Genomic DNA, 18,234 nt, shown 5'->3' with positions numbered 1-18,234 from the left:
TAAATCTTTAAAAACTTCTAACATTTAGTAAACAGCCGCAGTCTCAGTTTTCAGTGCTAAACTGAATACTGAGACTGTAAACTGAAAACTTTTATTATTCTTCCAAACGAAGATCTAATCCTAGACCTTTCAATTCGTGCATTAATACATTGAATGATTCTGGTAAACCTGGTTCTGGCATAGTTTCTCCCTTAACGATTGCTTCGTAAGTTTTAGCTCTACCAATAACGTCATCAGACTTAACAGTTAAGATTTCACGTAGTGTACTAGAAGCTCCATAAGCCTCAAGTGCCCAAACCTCCATCTCTCCAAAACGCTGACCTCCAAATTGAGCTTTACCTCCAAGTGGCTGCTGCGTAATCAATGAGTATGGTCCGATAGAACGTGCGTGCATCTTATCATCAACCATGTGTCCTAATTTAAGCATGTAAATTACACCCACAGTCGCTTTTTGTGCAAAACGCTCTCCAGTTCCACCATCATAAAGATATGTATGGCCAAAACGTGGTACGTTAGCTTCATCAGTCAAAGCATTGATCTCGTCTAGAGAAGCACCGTCAAAAATTGGAGTAGCAAATTTTCTACCCAAGTTCATACCAGCCCATCCAAGAACAGTTTCATAAATCTGACCAATGTTCATACGTGAAGGTACCCCAAGTGGATTCAATACGATATCTACCGGTGTTCCGTCTTCAAGGAAAGGCATATCTTCATGACGAACGATTCTAGCAACAATACCTTTGTTACCGTGACGTCCTGCCATTTTATCCCCTACTTTCAGTTTACGTTTTTTAGCAATATAAATCTTAGCTAATTTCAAGATTCCAGATGGTAATTCATCCCCAACTGTAATAGTGAATTTTTCTCTTCTTAAAGATCCTTGTAAGTCGTTCAGCTTAATTTTATAGTTATGAATCAAATCATTAACCATTTTATTTGTAGCATCATCAGCAACCCATTGACCTTTGCTTAAGTGAGCAAAATCTTCTACTGCGTAAAGCATTTTTTGAGTATATTTTTTACCTTTTGGTAAAACTTCTTCACCCAAATCATTCATTACACCCTGAGATGTTTTTCCGTTAACGATCAGGAATAATTTTTCAACTAATCTGTCTTTTAATTCAACAAATTTAGTTTCAAATTCCATTTCTAAAGCGCCTAAAGCATCTTTATCCTGAGTACGTTTACGTTTATCTTTTACGGCTCTTGCAAATAATTTTTTGTCAAGAACTACACCGTGTAAAGATGGAGAAGCTTTTAATGAAGCATCTTTTACATCACCTGCTTTATCCCCGAAGATCGCACGAAGCAATTTCTCTTCCGGAGTAGGATCTGATTCTCCTTTTGGTGTAATTTTTCCGATTAGAATGTCGCCAGGTTTAACCTCGGCTCCAATTCTGATCATACCGTTTTCATCTAAATCTTTAGTAGCTTCTTCAGAAACGTTAGGAATATCGTTTGTTAACTCTTCATTTCCTAACTTAGTATCTCTAACCTCTAATGAATAATCATCAACGTGGATAGATGTAAAAATATCATCACGAACTACTTTTTCAGAAATTACAATCGCATCCTCAAAGTTATAACCTTTCCATGGCATGAACGCAACTTTTAGGTTTCTACCTAAAGCTAATTCTCCATTTTGAGTAGCATAACCCTCTGATAATACTTGTCCAGGAACAACTCTATCACCTTTTCTTACGATTGGTTTCAAGTTGATACTTGTACCTTGATTGGTTTTTCTAAATTTAATTAAGTTGTATGTTTTCTCATCAGCATCAAAACTAACCATTCTCTCGTCTTCTGTACGATCGTATTTAATAGTAATGATATTAGCATCAACATATTCAACAGTTCCATGCCCTTCAGCATTGATTAATACTCTTGAATCTGAAGCTACCTGACGCTCTAAACCTGTACCTACAATTGGTGCTTCAGGACGGATCAAAGGAACTGCCTGACGCATCATGTTTGATCCCATCAACGCACGGTTCGCATCATCATGCTCCAAGAAAGGAATCAATGACGCAGAAATAGATGCAATCTGATTAGGAGCAACGTCTGTATAATGAACTACAGATGGTTCAACAACTGGGAAGTCACCCTCCTCACGAGCAATAACATTGCTAGCTGTAATTTTACCAGTTTCGTCCATTTCAATGTTTGCCTGAGCAATCATTTTTCCTTCTTCTTCTTCAGCACTTAAGTAAATTGGAGTACTTTCTAAATCAACTACACCATTAGTTACTTTACGGTATGGAGTTTCGATGAATCCCATTCCGTTTACTTTTGCATAAACACCAAGAGATGAAATCAAACCAATGTTTGGTCCCTCAGGAGTTTCAATCGGACATAAACGACCATAGTGAGTATAGTGAACGTCACGAACCTCGAAACCAGCTCTTTCTCTCGAAAGTCCACCTGGTCCAAGTGCAGAAAGTCTTCTTTTGTGCGTAATCTCAGCTAATGGATTTGTTTGGTCCATAAATTGAGATAACTGGTTAGTTCCAAAGAAAGAGTTGATAACTGATGATAATGTTTTAGCATTGATCAAATCAATTGGTGTAAACACCTCGTTATCTCTAACGTTCATACGCTCTCTAATAGTTCTAGCCATACGTGCTAAACCTACACCGAATTGTTGAGACAATTGTTCACCAACTGTTCTAACACGACGGTTTGATAAGTGATCAATATCATCAATCTCTGCTTTAGAGTTAATTAATTCGATCAAATATTTTACGATTGTAATGATATCTTCTTTAGTAAGCACCTGCTTATCCATAGGGATATCTAAATCTAACTTTTTGTTCATTCTGTAACGACCAACTTCACCTAAGTTGTAACGTTGATCAGAGAAGAACAATTTATCTATAATACCACGAGCAGTTTCCTCATCAGGCGGTTCAGCGTTACGCAGCTGACGGTAAATGTGCTCTACAGCTTCTTTTTCTGAGTTAGTTGGATCTTTTTGTAATGTATTGTGGATAATAGCATAATCAGCTTGATTATTATCCTCTTTATGTAACAAAATAGATTTAACGTTAGAATCGATGATTTCTTCAACATTATCTTTATCGATAATTGTATCACGATCAAGGATGATTTCGTTACGTTCGATAGAAACTACCTCTCCGGTATCTTCATCAACGAAATCCTCGTGCCATGTATTTAATACACGTGCAGCAAGTCTTCTTCCAATATATTTTTTGATACCTGTTTTAGAAACTTTAATTTCTTCGGCTAAGTCGAAAATTTCAAGGATGTCCTTATCTCTTTCAAAACCAATTGCACGGAATAAAGTTGTAACAGGTAATTTTTTCTTTCTATCGATATAAGCGTACATTACGCTGTTGATATCTGTAGAGAATTCTATCCAAGATCCTTTAAAAGGAATTACTCTTGCAGAATAAAGTTTAGTTCCATTTGCGTGGAATGACTGTCCAAAGAAAACTCCAGGAGAACGGTGTAATTGTGATACTACTACACGCTCGGCACCATTAATTACAAAAGTACCACTTGGAGTCATATAAGGTATTGTTCCAAGATAAACATCTTGTACAATTGTTTCAAAATCTTCGTGTTCTGGATCTGTACAATATAGTTTTAACCTGGCTTTTAAAGGCACACTATAAGTAAGACCTCTCTCTATACATTCTTGAATTGTATAACGCGGCGGATCAACAAAGTAATCTAGGAATTCCAATACAAAGTTGTTTCTTGTATCTGTGATTGGAAAGTTTTCCATGAAGGTGTTGTATAACCCTTCGTTGCCTCTTTCGTCAGATTTCGTTTCTAATTGAAAGAAATCTTTAAAAGATTTAACCTGAACATCTAGAAAATCTGGATAGTCAGGAATATTTTTTGTAGAGGCAAAATTCAATCTTTCAGTCTGATTTGTTATCATCAATGGACAAAATTTTGATTAAAAAAAAGTAATTTTTTTGTGTAAAAACACACTGTTTAATCTATACTTTCTTATTATAATCAATACATCTTTAAAAATAAACCGGTAAAAATAAGTTGTATTTTTTTTCTTCGTATTGATCAAAAACTTTTTCGTATTTTAAACTATTTGATAATAAAACTTGATCTATTTTATTATACGAAAAATGGTTTAGACCCTTGGATGATTCCATCCAAGGTCTAAACCTAGTTCTAAACTGTGTTTTGTTATTTTAACTCAACAACAGCTCCAGCTTCTTCTAATGATTTTTTAAGACCTTCAGCCTCTTCTTTAGAAACACCTTCTTTAACAGTACTTGGAGCACCATCAACTACATCTTTAGCTTCTTTAAGACCTAAACCTGTAAGTTCTTTCACTAATTTTACAACTGCTAATTTAGAAGCTCCAGCTTCTTTTAATACAACTGTAAATTCAGTTTGTGCTTCTTCAGCAGCACCTTCTCCACCACCAGCAGCAACTACTACAGCTGCAGCAGCAGGCTCGATACCATACTCGTCTTTTAATATTGTTGCTAATTCGTTAACTTCTTTAACTGTTAAGTTAACTAATTGTTCTGCGAATTGTTTCAAATCTGCCATTTTTTCTATCGTTTAAAATGATTTGTAAAATTATATTTTGTTTATTGTGCGCTATCTAAGCTGCAAGGAAACATTCCTTACAATAATTATTATGCCTCAGCCTCTTCTTCGCTGCCAGCAAATTTGTTTTGCAAAGCAGAAATAATTCTTTGAGCTGGAGATTGTAATAATCCAATAAGTTCTCCAAGAAGTTCTTCTTTAGATTTAATAGTTGCTAATGCATCTAATTGATTATCTCCGATGTAAATTTCATTATTAATGAAAGCACCTTTTAAAACTGGTTTATCAGATTTCTTACGGAAATCTTTAATGATTTTTCCAGGAGCATTAGCTACATCAGAAATGAAGATAGCACTATTACCAGTCAAAACTGAAGGTAAATCACCATAATCATTAGCAGAAGCTTCCATTGCTTTTGCAAGCAAAGTGTTCTTTACAACTTCTAATTTAATACCTGCTTTAAAACAAGCTCTACGTAAGTTTGAAGTTGTTTCTGCGTTTAATCCAGAAATATCCGATACATAAATAATATTTGTACCAGCTAACTGCGCAGTTAAATTTTCAATCGCGATTGATTTTTCTTCTCTAGTCATACTAAAAATTTTTAACTACCAATTATACTGCTTTTGGATCCAATGCAATAGCTGGACTCATAGTGCTAGTTAAGTGAATACCTTTAATGTAAGTACCTTTAGCAGCAGTTGGTTTAAGTTTTATTAATGTTTGAATAATTTCGTGTGCGTTGTCAACAATTTGCTCAGCTCCAAAAGAAACTTTACCAATTCCTGCGTGAACGATACCAGTTTTATCAACTTTAAAGTCAATTTTACCAGCTTTAACCTCTTGAACAGCTTTTGCAACATCCATAGTTACAGTACCTGTTTTAGGGTTTGGCATTAAACCTCTAGGTCCTAAAATACGACCTAATGGACCTAATTTACCCATAACAGCCGGCATAGTGATGATAACATCAACATCTGTCCAACCGTCTTTAATTTTTTGTAAGTAATCGTCAAGACCAACGTGATCTGCTCCAGCTTCTCTAGCTTCTGCTTCTTTATCCGGAGTAACCAATGCTAATACTTTAACGTCTTTTCCTGTTCCGTGAGGTAAAGTAACTACACCTCTAACCATTTGATTCGCTTTTCTTGGATCTACACCCAAACGAACTGCGATATCAACAGACTCATCAAATTTTGCAGAAGCAACAACTTTCAATAATGCCGCAGCATCTTTTAGAGAGTATAATTTGTTCTTTTCAATTTTTGAAGCAGCCTCTTTTTGCTTTTTTGTTAATTTTGCCATGTCTTTTTCTTAATTAAAAAGGAGCATCTCCTGATACGGTTATACCCATAGATCTAGCTGTTCCAGCAACCATACTCATTGCTTTTTCTACTGTAAAAGCATTTAAGTCTGGCATTTTGTCTTCAGCAATTGCTCTAATTTGTTCCCAAGTAACGCTAGCTACTTTTTTACGGTTAGGCTCACCTGAACCAGATTTTAGCTTTGCAGCTTCCATTAACTGAACCGCTGCTGGAGGAGTCTTAACAACAAAATCGAATGATTTGTCTTTGTACACAGTGATTTGCACTGGACAAATTTTGCCAGGTTTATCCTGAGTTCTAGCATTAAACTGCTTACAAAACTCCATGATATTAACCCCAGCAGCTCCTAAAGCAGGTCCAACCGGTGGCGACGGGTTCGCAGCACCTCCCTTAACTTGTAGTTTAACTACCTTACTAATTTCTTTAGCCATTTTTAAAAAATTTAACATCACAATCAATTGGAAGCGATTGTAATGGATATTATATGTAACAAAAAATTATACTTTTTCAACTTGCATAAAGCTCAATTCTAATGGTGTTTTTCTTCCGAAAATCTTAACCATAACCTCAAGTTTACGCTTTTCTTCATTGATTTTTTCAACTGTACCGTTAAAACCATTGAAAGGACCATCGATCACTTTTACTGTTTCTCCTAAGTTGAAAGGAATAGCACGAGTATCTGTATTTACAGCCAGCTCATCTACTTTACCTAACATACGATTTACCTCCGACAATCTTAAAGGAACAGGTTCTCCTCCTTTAATCTCTCCTAAGAAACCAATTACACTTGTAATAGACTTAATAATATGAGGTATCTCACCAACTAAATTAGCTTCGATCATAACATATCCAGGGAAATACACTTTATCCTTAGACATTTTCTTTCCTTCTTTTACAGTAACCACTTTCTCAGTAGGCACTAAAACTTGGGAAACATAATCACCCATACCTAATCTGGCAATCTCGGTTTCGATGTAAGCTTTAACCTTATTCTCCTGGCCGCTTACAGCTCTAACCACATACCACTTTTTCACATTATTATCTGCCATCACAAAAAAATTATCCTTTTAACCAGTTAAAAAATCCAGCCAAAGCTTTTGCAAAAAATTCGTCTACTCCCCAAGTTGCCAAAGCGAATAGGATCGAAAATACAGCTACGACAATTGTCAATTTTTGAACCTCAGCCCAAGCAGGCCAAGTAACATTTGACTTTAATTCTTCGAAAGCCTCTGATAAATAATTAGTAACTTTTGTCATTTGATATATTTTTTATTGCACGGGCGGAGGGATTCGAACCCCCATCAACGGTTTTGGAGACCGCTATTCTACCCTTGAACTACGCCCGTAATTAAAGCCAGTGACTTCAGTTAAGAAAATCAACTGGCTTTTTTTTATTATTTATAGAATTACTCTACGATTTCAGTAACCTGACCAGCACCAACTGTTCTACCACCCTCACGGATAGCGAAACGTAAACCTACGTTCATAGCGATTGGGCTTAATAAAGCAACTTCAATAGTTAAGTTATCACCTGGCATTACCATCTCTACACCTGCTGGTAAAGAAATAACTCCTGTTACGTCAGTTGTACGTACGTAGAACTGTGGACGGTAGTTATTGTGGAATGGAGTGTGACGTCCACCTTCTTCTTTTTTCAAGATATAAACCTCAGCTTTGAATTTAGCGTGTGGTTTTACTGAACCTGGCTTAATAATAACCATACCTCTTTTGATATCAGCTTTATCAATACCTCTTAACAATAAACCTACGTTATCTCCAGCTTCACCTCTATCAAGGATTTTACGGAACATCTCAACTCCTGTAATAGTAGAAGTTAATTTTTCAGCTCCCATACCAATGATTTCAACAGGATCTCCAGTGTTAGCAACTCCAGTTTCGATACGACCTGTAGCAACAGTTCCACGACCTGTAATTGTAAATACGTCCTCAACTGGCATCAAGAATGGTTTAGCTACGTCACGCACTGGCTCTTCGATCCAAGCATCAACAGCTTCCATTAATTCAATAATTTTAGGAACCCAAGCAGGATCGTTATTCAATCCTCCTAAAGCAGAACCTTGAACTACAGGACCATTATCTCCATCATATTCGTAGAAAGATAATAAATCTCTAATTTCCATTTCAACAAGCTCTAACAACTCAGCATCATCAACCATATCCACTTTGTTCATGAAAACAACGATTCTTGGAATACCAACCTGACGTCCTAAAAGGATGTGCTCACGAGTTTGTGGCATTGGACCATCTGTAGCAGCAACTACTAAGATAGCTCCGTCCATTTGAGCAGCTCCAGTAACCATGTTCTTTACGTAATCCGCGTGACCAGGACAGTCAACGTGAGCGTAGTGACGGTTAGCAGTTTCATACTCTACGTGTGATGTATTAATAGTAATACCTCTTTCTTTCTCCTCTGGAGCGTTATCGATTTGATCAAACGATTTTGCTTGACAGTAACCAGCATCTGACAATACTTTTGTAATTGCAGCAGTTAATGTAGTTTTTCCGTGATCTACGTGTCCAATTGTACCTATGTTTAAGTGCGGTTTGGAACGATTAAAATTCTCCTTTGCCATTTTACTTAATTTTTAATCTTAGTTATATATTAATTTTCAATTTCCTACTTACTTGAGCCAATGTCGGGATTTGAACCCGAGACCTCTTCCTTACCAAGGAAGCACTCTACCCCTGAGCTACACCGGCAGAGAGTTCTGATTTTAGATTTTTGAATTTAGATTTCAGATTTTTGAAAATCTAAAACCTAAAACCTCACCTTCTTTTTTTTGTGGGGAGAGCAGGATTCGAACCTGCGAAGTTCACACAGCAGATTTACAGTCTGCCCTCGTTGGCCGCTTGAGTATCTCCCCTAATTTCCTAAATTTCAATCTTTTAAAGAACCTGTTTCAAATCGCATTTGAAACTTATTTTTGAGCCGATAGAGGGACTCGAACCCACGACCTGCTGATTACAAATCAGCTGCTCTAGCCAGCTGAGCTACATCGGCAATTGCATTAAAAAAGTCCGCTATTTCTAACGGACTGCAAATGTAGCTATTTTATCTTTTAATCAAAACATTTTTTAAAAAAAATTTCAATTATATGTGTGCTCTTATTTTTTCTTTCCTTTTTACCAGCAAACGTTCTAGCGATTCTGCCGAAAGCTCTACAGCCTCTTCGAATGATTTACACTGCTTTTTAACCAAAAATTCATCTCCCGGAACATTAATCTTAATCTCTACTGCCTTATTCTCCTTATCACTTGTTCTCTCCACCTTCAGAAAAACATCTGCCGAAACAACTCGATCATAGTACTTTTCAAGCTTATCCATTCTTTCCTGAATAAAATCCACCAATTTTCTATCAACAGTAAAGTTAACTGCATGAACATCTACCTTCATAATAATAATTTTAGGGTTAAACATTTCAGAATTACTATTTATTTCTTGGATGCGCATCAGAATACACTTTTTTAAGCTCCGCTAAACTATTATGAGTATAAACCTGCGTAGATGCCAAACTCGAATGTCCTAATAATTCTTTAACTGAATTTAAATCTGCTCCGTTATTTAATAAATGAGTCGCAAATGTATGCCTAAGCACATGCGGACTTTTTTTTACTTTCTCAGAGACCCTACTAAAGTAAGAATTTATTAATCGATACACAAAAGATTCACTCAATTTTAACCCTTTTTTCGAAATAAAAAAATAATCCGAATCACGAATTTCTTCAAGCCCAGATCTTTCTTTTAAATACAAATCAATCTGACCCGCAACAACAGACAGAAGCGGCATAATGCGCTCTTTATTTCTTTTTCCCAAAACCTTAATTACATTCGAAGACAAATCAACATTCCTCAACATCAAACCAATCAATTCTGCGCGACGCATTCCCGTGGTATAAAAAAGATCCACAATAAGCTTATCCCTCACCTCTTCAAATCCAAACGGAGAATCCACCCCCAGCATCAAATCATTTACTTCTTTCTCCGAAAAAGGAATCTGAATAATTTTAGGAGTTTTAAGCGATTTATGTTTCAACATCGGATTAACCTCTATTTGCTTTATCTTCAAAAGAAATTTATAAAAAGCCTTTAACGAAGCCATTTTCCTATTTACCGAAACATTAGAAATTTCATTATCTACCAAAGAAACAATCCAGCTTCTAATCTGGCTGTAATTTACCTTTTCCACACCATCCTGTTCAAAACGAGTTTTGTTAAACTCCTCGAACGACTCAACATCTTTCAAATAAGCATTAACCGTATGTGGAGAATATTTTTTTTCCAGCTGCAAATAATCACGAAAGGCTTCTTTATTAGATTGCATAAGAAAGTTAATTTTGATTTACCTTTATATATAAGTAAAACATTTACGTAAGATTATAAAAACAAAAAACCGTTAGCATCAAAGTTAAAACTTTTTGATGACTAACGGTAATTATTTTTGAAAAGCGAAATACTAACTTTCTAAACTATCTTTCAAAGTTTGGATGTAAGCAGCTTTTTGAATTTGAGCTCTTTTTACAACAGAAGGCTTAATAAAAGCAGTACGCGCTCTTAATTGACGAACAGTTCCTGTTTTATCAAATTTTCTTTTATAGCGCTTTAATGCTCTATCGATATTTTCTCCGTCTTTAATTGGTATAATTAACATAATATAGACACCTCCTCTCGTTAAGGCTGCAAATGTAAAAATTAATTATTAAATATGACTTATAAATTGTAAATAATTTTAATAAAATCGTTTTTTATGTGTGCGTGAGGGATTGCAACGGAAATCCTTTTTGTTTTTTTCTTTAAAAACAAAAAGATTGGAGTGAAAAGCCCGACCATAAAAACAAAAGCCACTCAACGTTTGCTGAATGCTTTTGTTTTTATGGGCACGCCCAAACTATTCTTTTAATAAATTCCTGGAAATAACCAGTTTTTGAATTTCTGTAGTTCCTTCACCTATAGTGCATAATTTAGAATCTCTGTAAAATTTCTCAACAGGAAAATCTTTGGTATATCCATAACCACCGTGAATTTGCACTGCTTCATTTGCAATTTTCACGCAAGCTTCAGAAGCATACATTTTGGCCATTGCTCCAGATGTTGTAACAGGTTTATGCTGTTGTTTTAAATAAGCTGCTTTATGCAAAAGCAATTCTGAAGCTTCAATCTCCGTTGCCATATCGGCTAGTTTAAATGAAATTCCCTGAAAATTACTAATTGGCTGACCAAACTGATACCTTTCTTTTGAATACTTTAATGCTGCTTCGTAAGCTCCTTTTGAAATTCCTAATGATAAGGCTCCAATAGAAATTCGTCCTCCATCTAAAATTTTCATTGCCTGAACAAATCCCTGTCCAACTTCACCTAACCTATTTGCATCAGGTACACGGCAATTATCAAAAACCAATTCTGCAGTTTCACTTGCACGCATTCCTAATTTATTTTCTTTTTTACCTGATGAAAATCCCGCCATTCCTTTTTCTAATACAAAAGCTGTCATTCCTTTCGAATCGCCTTTTTCGCCGGTACGAACAATTACAACTGCAACATCACCCGATATTGCATGTGTAATAAAATTTTTGGCTCCATTAATAATCCAGAATTCCCCATCCTTTACAGCTGTTGTATTCATTCCTCCGGCATCAGAACCTGTATTGTGTTCTGTTAAACCCCAAGCTCCAATATATTCGGCAGTTGCCAGTTTTGGCAGAAATTTCTTTTTTTGATCTTCATTCCCAAAAGTCAGGATATGATTAGTACAAAGCGAATTATGAGCTGCCACAGATAACCCTATTGAAGGATCTACTTTTGAAATCTCCTCAACCACGGTAATATATTCATGATAACCCAATCCTGATCCGCCATATTCTTCCGGCACTAAAACACCCATAAATCCCATTTCTCCAAGTTTTTTAAACAAGTCGACAGGAAAAATTTGTGCCTCATCCCACTCCATTATATAAGGTCTTATATTTTTTTCGGCAAACTCTTTTATAGATTGTGCAATCATCGACTGCGTTTCGTTATATTCAAAATTCATTGTTTACTAATTTTTTAGAACTCCAAATATAAACTAATTATTTTTGCTTTTTCAACAGGAAAACCTTTAATTTTTGATAAATCCTCAATATTATTAAAATTTCCATTCATACTTCGATAAGTTACAATTTGTTTTGCAAGAGAATATTTAAAATATGGAAACTGCGATAATTCTTTTAAGGAAGCATCATTTATGGATATTTTTTTAAAATTGGAAGGAATAACAACTTTAAAGTGACTGTTTAATTCTACTATCACTTCGGGCGAAAGCCCCCAAACATCTTTCAACTGCTCCATTGAAACAAATCCTCCTAAAATTTCTTTTTGTCTTAATATTCTAGCAGATAATGTCTCGCCTACACCGTATACTTTAATCAAATCTTCCTGAGCCGCCTGATTTATATCCAGAAGTGCAATTTTTGCTTTAGCAGAGAATACTTTTGGGACATATTCTTTTTTCTCTGTTTTAAAATCATTCTTTTTCTGCTGCGTCCAATCTGGAAATTTAAACTGCGGCGAAAGCACTTTTAATAATGAATCTGAAATTTGTGTTACTTTTTGAAACTCCTCTGCAGAGTTTACATATTTATTTTCTTTTCTGAAAGCCAATAAACGATCAATTTCCTGAACAGACATTCCCAGTTTATATCCTTTATAATCTGAAATAAAATTTGGATTAAACGTATACACCTTATTCTTTTCGTTATTTTTTTCGAGTTTGGCGTTATCTATTTCTGTTTGCAGCGACAGCCATTGAGGCTCTTCAGCAAACTTCTTTTCTGGTTCTGAAAAATCTAAAAAAAAATACAACAGCTGCAATACAATTATAATAACAAAAAGCAAAAAAAGCCCCGTTCGTTGTTGTTTTGTAAACTTAAAATACTCATTTACTGCTTTAAAATTCATATTTAATAAAAATAATAATTGAACAAAAAAGCCGAAAATAACGAAAAATAAATTAATTTATTAGGAAAAATAGTAAGAAATGAATTTTCTTAATAAATACATATACTGCAGCTTTACCTCAATTAAATTAATGAATCTCAGCATACAAAGAATGTATGCTTTACGTTTCCTCAAAAAATTAAATATTTTATAACTTAAAATATGATAATTGTTTTTATTTTTTACAAAAAACAATACATTTGGAGCTTAATAACAAATAAACCAATATTATAGTATGTCAATTTGGAAAACTAAACCTCTTTCGGTATTGCTTGGTGAAGCATCCGAATCTGAGAAAGGACTAAAAAGAACCTTATCTTCACGTTCGCTTGTTGCACTTGGAGTTGGAGCAATTATTGGAGCGGGACTATTTTCGCTAACAGGAATTGCCGCTGCAGACCATGCAGGTCCTGCCGTTACAATTTCTTTCGTTTTAGCTGCAGTAGGATGCGCATTTGCGGGACTCTGCTATGCTGAATTTGCTTCGATGATACCTGTTGCCGGTAGTGCTTATACTTATTCTTATGCCACTATGGGAGAATTTATGGCTTGGATTATCGGTTGGGATTTAGTTTTAGAATATGCTTTAGGAGCCGCAACCGTTGGGGTCAGCTGGTCTCGATACCTTCTTGAATTACTTGCTAAATTCAACATTCATCTCCCGCCTGATTTAATTTGCTCTCCCTGGGAAACTTTAACGTTAAGCAATGGTACTGTAATAGAAGGGGGAATTGTGAATTTACCAGCAATTTTTATCGTTTCATTACTTTCATTATTATTAATTAAAGGAACAAAAGAATCTGCTACTATAAACAATATACTAGTTGTTGTAAAAGTGGCTGTTGTAATTATCTTCATTGTATTAGGATGGAAATTTATTGATCCAACTAACTACACGCCTTATATTCCTGAAAACACAGGGGTATTCGGAAAATTTGGATGGTCTGGAATTGCTGCCGGAGCCGGAACTGTATTTTTTGCTTTCATTGGTTTTGATGCTGTTTCTACAGCTGCACAAGAAGCTAAAAATCCTCAAAAAGGGATGCCAATTGGTATTCTGGGTTCATTAATTATTTGTACTCTATTATATGTATTGTTCTCTCACGTTATGACAGGACTTGTACCTTATTATAAATTTGCCGGTGATGCTAAACCAGCTGCGACTGCATTTGCTGTAACTGGTTACGACTTTTTACAAACAGGTTTAATTATTGCAATTCTTGCAGGTTATACATCTGTAATGTTAGTAATGCTTATGGGACAAAGCCGTGTTTTCTATACAATGAGTAAAGACGGTTTATTACCTTCTTTCTTTAGTGAAATTCATGCAAAATTCCGTACGCCTTGGAAAACTAATCTTTTCTTCTTAGTATTCGTTAGTTTATTTGCAGGTCTTGTACCGGTTAGTGATTTAGGCCATATGGTAAGTATCGGAACTTTATTGGCATTCGTATTAGTTTGCGTTGGCGTTATGGTAATGCGAACAAAAATGCCAGATGCACCAAGAGCATTTAGAACTCCTTTGGTTCCATTTGTTCCAATTGCAGGAATTGTAATCTGCTTGGCTTTAATGTATTCATTACCAAATGAAAGCTGGGCTAGACTTGTTATCTGGATGGCATTAGGAATACTTATCTATTTTGTTTACGGTAAGAAAAACAGTAAATTAAACAATCCGGAAAAATAGTTTACACACCTTATAAAAAATCAAAAGGGATCATAATTTATGATCCCTTTTTTATTGTTCTCTTATTTACAAATCAAAAACCGAGGTCCTCTTTGCTCTGATTAAATCTTTTAAACGAATCCAAAAAGCCAGGGTAAGATAAACTCCAAATCCTAAACCAGCCGTAACAAACGAAATGTAGATAAAAAATAACCTTACACTTGTTACTCGCATTCCTAATTTATCTGCCAATCTAGACGATACGTGAAAACCGTATTTTTCGAAAAAGAATTTAAGTTTTAAAATAGCTGACATCTTTGATATTTTAGATTTTAATCCCGATTCCGAAACTTCCGGACGGGGTTGATTTTAGTTTCCTCTTATTACAAAAGTACAAATTATCTCACTGTTACATTTTATAATTGGCTAATTATTTTTGAGCAGTTCTATCCCCACTGCGCATTTTAAACATGCTTTATGATTACAATATTCATTCTTTAGTTCTAATAAAGTCTGGGTTTCAAAAGCGTTTTTAGATTGCATTCCGAAAGAATCAAACTTGTCTATAATGGCATTTTTTTCTGGTGCAATTTGATTCATAAGTTCAATTAAATCTTCAGAAATAGATTCTCCCCTTATATTAGAATAGGCAAACTGAATTGGAATTATGCTATTAATAATTACTAAATCCAGAAATGATTTTGATACAGTTTTGGCCTTCTTCGGGCTTTCTTTATCGAACTGATAATGATTTTTCCAATATGAACTTACAGAAACATTTAATACTTCATAAACATCCGAAACAGATTTTAAAGCAATTATTTTAGAAAAAAGATTTTGATGCCGACTGTATAAAGCAGCCAACTGCGAGAGCCGGATTGTTGGAAAATTATCCGGACGATGTTTAAAAAACTGAACAGGGATAATACATGTTTTCTCTAATTGATATTTATGGAGCAGATAAAAATACCTAAATTTTAAATCTTTAAAATAAACATCTTCTTTTTCTTCATCTAACAAACCTAAAGTCCCAAAAAGTAATGCCTCGAGGTTTTCAACTTCAAAACTTTCTTTTCTTATAACCGAAAAAGGTATTGATTTTGACATTTGCAGAAAAGCTGATCCGTTTGTATTTAAGCCAAAATTCTTTGCCAATAAGCAAAATAAAACGGCTTCCCAATCTTGATTTGTCTCTTCTAGCAAATCATAAATAAACTTAGATTTGCGCTCCTGACGTTCAAAAAACAATCGTTCCTGCCAATTATTAAAAACAAAGACATCTATTTGCTTTATTTGCTTTTCGCAGGAAATCCAGGTTTTGGGAGAAATCAGTGCATTATAGTTTTCTACTACTTCCCGGGTGACATAATCCTTAAGAACCAAAACGGGAATTTCGGTATTATTTTCCCTAAAAATTGCAGTATCATTTTCCCATACAACATGCAGGATTACATTTGTATAAGCCGGATCTTTTTCATGATTGTGCAAATACCAATCTGAAGATTTTAAATGAATTTCAACATTTCCTGCCCATTTTTGATTTCCAATCTTAATCTGGGTATTAAAAAAATCCGGCCCTGCAAGTTCCAGATAATCTCCGGTTTTAATAATGGTAATATATTCATTTTGAGCAGTCTTTAAGTTCAAGGTGTCAAACTTCTTGAATTTCCAGAGATAATGAAGAAAGTCTTCTCTCATTTTTAGATTTTATAATGGATAACAAAATCTAAAAATAATAAATTTTAATATTATTCTTACAAAATAAACAATATTTAACGAAGCAAATATAGCTTAGCACAAGCTTTTGCATCAGAAAGTGCTTCGTGATGGTTCAGCTGTATCTTCATTTCCCGACAGCAGTCACTTAATTTTGTGGGCTTTAAACCTTTTGCTTTATAAATTTTTACTGTGCATTCCCATTTTGCAGCAATATTTAAATCTTCATAATTTAACCCGTACAACAGCATCGATTTCATTAAAACATTACGATCAAAGCTTTCGTTGTGCGCTACTACTACTCTATTTTTAAGTCTTTTTTCAATTTCAGGATAAACCTGCAGGAATGATTTTGAGTTTACCGTATCTTTTGGATAAATGCCATGCACCCGAATCGTAAACGGATTGTACTCATTATTGGGCGGTTTAATCAAAGTCACAAACTCATCAACGATAATCCCGTTCTGGACCGTAACAATACCAACAGAACACGGGTGATATCCTGTAGCAGTTTCAAAATCTATAGCTGTAAAGTTCATTTTAAAATTTTTAAAGATAAAAAATCCATAAACCTAATTGCACATTACAATCAGATTTATGGATAACTTTTATTTGTAAGTTCTTATTTTATAGAACCAATAATATCATATTTGGTGATTATATGGTGATTTCCGTTTCCTAAATCAACCAAAACAGCATCATTTTCTTTGGTAAAAAGTTTTGATACTTCTTCAATTGGAGTTCCTAATTTCACAATCGGGAAAGGTTTTCCCATTACTTCTTTAATTGGTTTTTCAGCTACATTTTTATCAGCAACATAACTTCTAAATAAGTCTGTTTCGTCAACAGAGCCTACAAAACCGGTTATATCAACAACCGGAATTTGTGAAATTTTATATTTACGCATACGCTCAATTGCATGCGATACTAATTCTTCTGTACGTACTACAATTAATTCTTTATCAATATGATCTTTGATAACATCTTCGGCTTTGGTAACGTTTTCTTCCAGGAATCCGCGTTCACGCATCCAATCATCATTAAACATTTTCCCTACATAACGGCTTCCTGAATCGTGAAATAAAACTACGACAACGTCATCCGGTTTAAAATGGTCCTTCAGCTGAAGCAAACCTTTAATACAAGCTCCGGCTGAGTTTCCAACAAAAATAGCTTCTTCAAGTGCAATCTTTCTTGTATAAACAGCAGCGTCTTTATCAGTTACTTTTGTAAATCCGTCAATTAAAGAAAAGTCAACATTTTTTGGAAGTATGTCTTCTCCAATTCCTTCTGTTATATAGGAGTAGATTTCGTTTTCGTCAAAAATTCCAGTTTCATGGTATTTTTTAAAAACTGAACCATACGTGTCAATTCCCCAAATTTTAATATTTGGATTTTTCTCTTTTAAATATTTCCCAACTCCCGAAATTGTTCCTCCAGTTCCTACCCCCACAACAAAGTGAGTAATTTTACCTTCTGTCTGTTTCCAGATTTCTGGTCCGGTCTGCTCATAATGTGCCAATGAATTTGACATATTATCGTACTGGTTTACATACCATGAATTTGGTGTTTCTTCTGCCAAACGCTTTGAAACCGAATAATAGGAACGAGGATCTGTAGGTTCAACATCTGTAGGACAAACGACAACTTTTGCTCCAACAGCACGAAGAATATCCATTTTTTCCTTAGACTGTTTGTCTGAGATTACACAAATCAATTTGTACCCTTTTACAATAGCAACAAGTGCCAGTCCCATTCCGGTATTTCCCGAAGTACCTTCAATTATAGTTCCTCCAGGTTTAAGTCTGCCGTCAGCTTCTGCATCTTCAATCATTTTTACGGCCATTCTGTCTTTTACAGAATTTCCCGGATTAAATGTTTCGACTTTTGCCAATACTAACGCATCAATTTCAGCAACAATTTTGTTGAGTTTTACCAATGGTGTGTTACCAATTGTTTCTAAAATGTTATTTGAAAAGTCCATTTTT

At 34.8% G+C, this 18,234-nt stretch carries 18 protein-coding genes and 4 tRNA genes; 1 reads left to right on the top strand and 21 read right to left on the bottom strand.

What is annotated here, in order from left to right:
* Positions 1-94: 94 nt before the first annotated feature.
* The 17 genes from rpoB to BKM63_RS10795 form a co-directional block, all read right to left on the bottom strand.
* Positions 95-3,907 carry a DNA-directed RNA polymerase subunit beta gene (rpoB, locus tag BKM63_RS10875; protein WP_068845397.1) on the bottom strand — a complete coding sequence of 1,271 codons (3,813 nt, stop codon included), beginning with the start codon at positions 3,905-3,907 and terminating at the stop codon, positions 95-97.
* Positions 3,908-4,173: 266 nt separating this feature from the next.
* The gene (rplL, locus tag BKM63_RS10870) at positions 4,174-4,545 is read right to left on the bottom strand and encodes a 50S ribosomal protein L7/L12 (RefSeq protein WP_025572412.1); all 372 of its coding nucleotides are present in this window, start codon (positions 4,543-4,545) and stop codon (positions 4,174-4,176) included.
* Positions 4,546-4,634: 89 nt separating this feature from the next.
* Complete coding sequence (gene rplJ, locus BKM63_RS10865) at positions 4,635-5,138, bottom strand: 50S ribosomal protein L10 (protein ID WP_042564008.1); 504 nt, start codon at positions 5,136-5,138, stop codon at positions 4,635-4,637.
* Between the two features lie 22 nt (positions 5,139-5,160).
* A complete protein-coding gene (gene rplA, locus BKM63_RS10860) occupies positions 5,161-5,850 on the bottom strand; it encodes a 50S ribosomal protein L1 (protein WP_012024013.1) in 690 nt (229 codons plus the stop codon).
* Between the two features lie 13 nt (positions 5,851-5,863).
* A complete protein-coding gene (gene rplK, locus BKM63_RS10855) occupies positions 5,864-6,301 on the bottom strand; it encodes a 50S ribosomal protein L11 (RefSeq protein ID WP_026713295.1) in 438 nt (145 codons plus the stop codon).
* Between the two features lie 66 nt (positions 6,302-6,367).
* Positions 6,368-6,919 carry a transcription termination/antitermination protein NusG gene (nusG, locus tag BKM63_RS10850; RefSeq protein WP_029273444.1) on the bottom strand — a complete coding sequence of 184 codons (552 nt, stop codon included), beginning with the start codon at positions 6,917-6,919 and terminating at the stop codon, positions 6,368-6,370.
* A gap of 10 nt (positions 6,920-6,929) precedes the next feature.
* Positions 6,930-7,127: a preprotein translocase subunit SecE gene (gene secE / locus BKM63_RS10845; RefSeq protein ID WP_008466927.1), complete on the bottom strand. Its 198-nt coding sequence runs from the start codon at positions 7,125-7,127 to the stop codon at positions 6,930-6,932.
* 18 nt (positions 7,128-7,145) lie between these two features.
* Positions 7,146-7,216, bottom strand: a tRNA-Trp gene (locus BKM63_RS10840).
* A 60-nt stretch (positions 7,217-7,276) separates the two neighbouring features.
* A complete protein-coding gene (gene tuf, locus BKM63_RS10835; protein ID WP_057123935.1) occupies positions 7,277-8,464 on the bottom strand; it encodes an elongation factor Tu in 1,188 nt (395 codons plus the stop codon).
* Between the two features lie 55 nt (positions 8,465-8,519).
* A tRNA-Thr gene (locus tag BKM63_RS10830) sits at positions 8,520-8,591 on the bottom strand.
* 83 nt (positions 8,592-8,674) lie between these two features.
* Positions 8,675-8,755: transfer RNA gene (locus BKM63_RS10825), tRNA-Tyr, on the bottom strand.
* Between the two features lie 63 nt (positions 8,756-8,818).
* Positions 8,819-8,892, bottom strand: a tRNA-Thr gene (locus tag BKM63_RS10820).
* 90 nt (positions 8,893-8,982) lie between these two features.
* The gene (hpf, locus tag BKM63_RS10815; protein ID WP_053472330.1) at positions 8,983-9,285 is read right to left on the bottom strand and encodes a ribosome hibernation-promoting factor, HPF/YfiA family; all 303 of its coding nucleotides are present in this window, start codon (positions 9,283-9,285) and stop codon (positions 8,983-8,985) included.
* A gap of 34 nt (positions 9,286-9,319) precedes the next feature.
* Positions 9,320-10,213: a tyrosine-type recombinase/integrase gene (locus tag BKM63_RS10810; protein WP_071636611.1), complete on the bottom strand. Its 894-nt coding sequence runs from the start codon at positions 10,211-10,213 to the stop codon at positions 9,320-9,322.
* A gap of 132 nt (positions 10,214-10,345) precedes the next feature.
* Positions 10,346-10,540 (bottom strand): 30S ribosomal protein S21, encoded by a 195-nt coding sequence (rpsU, locus tag BKM63_RS10805; protein ID WP_012024008.1) that lies wholly within the window; start codon positions 10,538-10,540, stop codon positions 10,346-10,348.
* Positions 10,541-10,777: 237 nt separating this feature from the next.
* On the bottom strand, positions 10,778-11,920 hold the full coding sequence (locus tag BKM63_RS10800; RefSeq protein WP_071636610.1) for an acyl-CoA dehydrogenase family protein: 1,143 nt from the start codon (positions 11,918-11,920) through the stop codon (positions 10,778-10,780).
* Positions 11,921-11,934: 14 nt separating this feature from the next.
* Complete coding sequence (locus tag BKM63_RS10795; RefSeq protein WP_071636609.1) at positions 11,935-12,825, bottom strand: ComEA family DNA-binding protein; 891 nt, start codon at positions 12,823-12,825, stop codon at positions 11,935-11,937.
* A gap of 274 nt (positions 12,826-13,099) precedes the next feature.
* Here BKM63_RS10795 and BKM63_RS10790 point away from each other — a divergent pair, with 274 nt between their 5' ends.
* A complete protein-coding gene (locus BKM63_RS10790) occupies positions 13,100-14,551 on the top strand; it encodes an amino acid permease (protein WP_071636608.1) in 1,452 nt (483 codons plus the stop codon).
* A gap of 66 nt (positions 14,552-14,617) precedes the next feature.
* Here BKM63_RS10790 and BKM63_RS10785 read toward each other — a convergent pair whose 3' ends face one another.
* The 4 genes from BKM63_RS10785 to BKM63_RS10770 all read right to left on the bottom strand — a co-directional run bounded on the left by BKM63_RS10785 (position 14,618) and on the right by BKM63_RS10770 (position 18,230).
* Positions 14,618-14,845, bottom strand: coding sequence for a PspC family transcriptional regulator (locus BKM63_RS10785; RefSeq protein WP_007810860.1), 228 nt, complete (start codon positions 14,843-14,845; stop codon positions 14,618-14,620).
* Positions 14,846-14,956: 111 nt separating this feature from the next.
* The gene (locus tag BKM63_RS10780) at positions 14,957-16,228 is read right to left on the bottom strand and encodes a DUF2851 family protein (protein ID WP_071636607.1); all 1,272 of its coding nucleotides are present in this window, start codon (positions 16,226-16,228) and stop codon (positions 14,957-14,959) included.
* A 74-nt stretch (positions 16,229-16,302) separates the two neighbouring features.
* Positions 16,303-16,785, bottom strand: a complete 483-nt coding sequence (locus BKM63_RS10775; protein ID WP_071636606.1) for a 3'-5' exonuclease — start codon at positions 16,783-16,785, stop codon at positions 16,303-16,305.
* Positions 16,786-16,868: 83 nt separating this feature from the next.
* Complete coding sequence (locus BKM63_RS10770) at positions 16,869-18,230, bottom strand: pyridoxal-phosphate dependent enzyme (RefSeq protein ID WP_071636605.1); 1,362 nt, start codon at positions 18,228-18,230, stop codon at positions 16,869-16,871.
* Between the last annotated feature and the right edge of the window lie 4 nt (positions 18,231-18,234).

Source organism: Flavobacterium johnsoniae, from assembly GCF_001879205.1.
GTDB classification, from domain to species: domain Bacteria; phylum Bacteroidota; class Bacteroidia; order Flavobacteriales; family Flavobacteriaceae; genus Flavobacterium; species Flavobacterium johnsoniae_A.
The sequence above is the reverse complement of the archived record's forward strand: the minus strand, read 5'-3'. Positions and strand labels throughout refer to the sequence as shown.